A 2,989-nucleotide genomic window follows, 5' to 3' on the forward strand; every position below is an offset into this window, starting at 1 on the left:
AAACGGCTCCGCGCCCTTGGCATCATCCTCGCGAAAGCAAAAAGAAACGCCTTTAAGCCCACCCGCATTCTCGATCGTAAAATTTTCCGCCTTGCGCGTATCTACGCCGAGTCGAACGCAAATTTTAAAGCGATCGCAGTCTAGGCTTAGGCGGCGAATATGAGCCTTGCTAAGATCTAACGAGACGTCTTTTTGCGGCGCCCAGAAAAAGCTCTCTATCTCACGCCCCTGCGACCACTGCGCAAAACCCGCGTCGTTGCCCGCATAGTAGAAAAACCTAGGCCAATGCCCGCCGGCCGGTATTTGCATTCCATCAAACGCGCTCCACGAAATAGGCGTATCCGCATTCACATAGGCATCAGCATCGCCGTAACCCTTAGGCGCGATACTTATAGAGCTGCCTTGCCCCGCGGGGATATCCACCTCATGGCTATTTTCGCCCGTTAGCGAAATATAAAATTTACCTTCGTTTTTTCTCATGATCTATCCTTATTATCTGCCTTTTGCAAGCGGTGCGCCGCGTCTGCAAAGCAAAACCCCTAGCCTACAAGCGGGCATTGCGCCGAATAGCCCTCTCGCACCCGTCATCTCCGCTTTCTTGCCAAAAGATAAAACAAAATGATCGCCGCCAAAACCGCCGCGATTGCGGCGTAAATTTTACCCATGCCGCCGTAGCTTTTGGAGCTGTCGCTTAAATACAGATTTATTACCGCGCCGTTACCCGTTGAAATTTCAAGCTTCGCGCCCTTTGCGCCGTTTAGCTTTACGCGCAGCATATTTGCCGCGGGGCTTGAAATTTCGGGCTTATCCATAAAGGAGTAGCTGGTTTTGTAGCTTTTCATCAAATCGTTGCAGTCTTTGGGAGCTATGAATATGTCGTAAAACGCGCCGTTTTTCACGCTCAGATTTTCTCCGCCTTGCACGACGAAGTATCTAAATTTGGGCGCTTGCGTGATAAACTCCCACCGCAGCGTTTTTTGTTTCCCGCCCTGCTCGTAATTAAACTCCGCGCCGTATTTGGCGTCAAATTTGAAAACCTCTCTGCTGAAAAGCACGAACTGCCTGTCACTCAAAATCGCGTTAGGATCGGAGTTTTTGTCTAAAATTTTAACGTTTTGAAGCTCCCTGCCGCCTTCGTAAATTTTAAAACTTTTCATCGTTACGGGCGGCCCCTCAGCATTAAACTCCACGCTTACGGGATTTGCGGTGATTTTGCACTCGGGCATGGGATCTGGAATTTCATTACTGAAAAACGCAAGCGCGGGCTCGTCGTTCGGGTAATAGACGTAAGGGCGCGAATTTAGCGCAGTGGCGCTTTTGAACTTATCCTCTCTCATTCGTAGCGTTTCATTTTTACACATTCCAAGTAGAAATTTGCCGCTTCCTTCGTCGTTTAAATTCCGCGAGCAAAAGGCGTTGAGGCGCGAATTTCCCATCTCAAAAACGTAGCTACTTTTTTTGTCGTGCTCAAAATAGCCGATGCCGATCTCATCCGAGGCGAAATCCAAAAATGCAAATCTATGGTAGATCGCGCTAAGTAGCCCGTCGATCGCGCTTTTTAGATCGCTTGAATTATAGGATAAATTTTCCCTCACGACGGCATTATAGCCTGCGTAAAAAGCGCGCTTTGACGGATTTTCACCCGTAAAATTCGGCTTGCCCGGGCTCTCGTCGTGCGACATCGCCTCGTTTGCGACGACATATTTTGCGTGATTAAGCGCAGAGATATTTAAAATTTCATTCTGCGCAAGCTGATTTAGCCCCGATTTTGCGCGCACATTGTTGATGTAGCTTAGCGGATCATCGTAAAAGGAAAAGCCGCTCATCGCAACGAGCGGCTGTTTTAAATTTGAAGGGGTATCTTCGCATGCGGCAAAAAGCGCGCAAATCGCCCCGAGACCCAGGAGCCTAAGCCGTAGGGCCCGCTTTAGCAAACTCGACCCCCTCTTTTACGTCCTCGTAGCGTTTAAAATTCTCTTCAAACATCTTTGCTAGCTTATCGCGCGTGATCTTATATTCCGCCGGGTGCGTCCACGTATTAATAGGATTTAGCAGCTTAGTCTCGACGCCTGCGAGCTCTTTTGGGATCGCGAGGTTAAATTTCTCGAAATTTTCAAATTCGCACTTTTTGATACTGCCGTCAAGGATCGCGTTTATGCATGCACGCGTGGCTTTGATGCTCATTCGCTTGCCCACGCCGTACGCGCCGCCGCTCCAGCCTGTGTTTACGAGATAGACGCTGACGTTGTGCTTGTCGATCTTTTCGCCTAGCAGCTTAGCGTAAACGGTCGGGTGCAGCGGCATAAACGGCTCGCCGAAGCACGCGCTAAAGGTCGCCACAGGCTCTGTAATACCGCGCTCGGTGCCTGCGACTTTGGCCGTATAGCCGCTTAGGAAATAATACATCGCCTGCTCTTTGGTTAGTTTTGCGACCGGCGGCAAAACGCCGAATGCGTCGGCGGTTAGGAAGATGATGTTTTTCGGATGGCCGCCTGCGGAGCTTGGCTCGTAGTTATCGATATGATAGATCGGGTAGCTGACGCGGGTGTTTTCGGTCTTGCTGCCGTCTTTGTAGTCCACGACGCCAGCCTCGTTGGCGACCACGTTTTCAAGCAGCGCGTCGCGTTTGATCGCGGCGTAAATTTCAGGCTCGCTGCTCGGGTCTAAATTTATACATTTCGCGTAGCAGCCGCCCTCGAAGTTAAATATACCCTCATCGTCCCAGCCGTGCTCATCATCGCCGATTAACTTGCGGTTTGGATCGGTTGATAGCGTCGTTTTACCCGTGCCGCTTAGGCCGAAAAATAGCGCCGTGTCGCCATCCCTGCCCACGTTTGCCGAGCAGTGCATCGACATCTTGCCCGCAAGCGGCAGCCAGTAGTTCATCATCGAAAAAATGCCCTTTTTCATCTCGCCGCCGTACCACGTACCGCCGATAACCGCGACGTTTTCCTCAACGTTAAAAATAACGAAAACGTCGCTGTGAAGC

The 2,989-nt window shown here is 50.5% G+C and carries 3 protein-coding genes; all 3 read right to left on the reverse strand.

What is annotated here, in order from left to right; translation table 11 throughout:
* Window positions 1–480: hypothetical protein (locus Q0340_RS08105; protein WP_298082890.1), on the reverse strand; the 480-nt coding region annotated here is incomplete at its 3' end.
* 104 nt (window positions 481–584) lie between these two features.
* Window positions 585–1,934 carry a CAP domain-containing protein gene (locus Q0340_RS08110; RefSeq protein WP_298082891.1) on the reverse strand — a complete coding sequence of 450 codons (1,350 nt, stop codon included), beginning with the start codon at window positions 1,932–1,934 and terminating at the stop codon, window positions 585–587.
* The coding region (gene pckA / locus Q0340_RS08115) for a phosphoenolpyruvate carboxykinase (ATP) (protein WP_298082892.1) at window positions 1,909–2,989 on the reverse strand (1,081 nt) is incomplete at its 5' end. The genes Q0340_RS08110 and pckA, both read right to left, overlap by 26 nt.

The sequence above is a fragment of the uncultured Campylobacter sp. genome (assembly GCF_938045595.1).
In the GTDB taxonomy this organism is placed as follows: Bacteria; Campylobacterota; Campylobacteria; order Campylobacterales; family Campylobacteraceae; genus Campylobacter_B.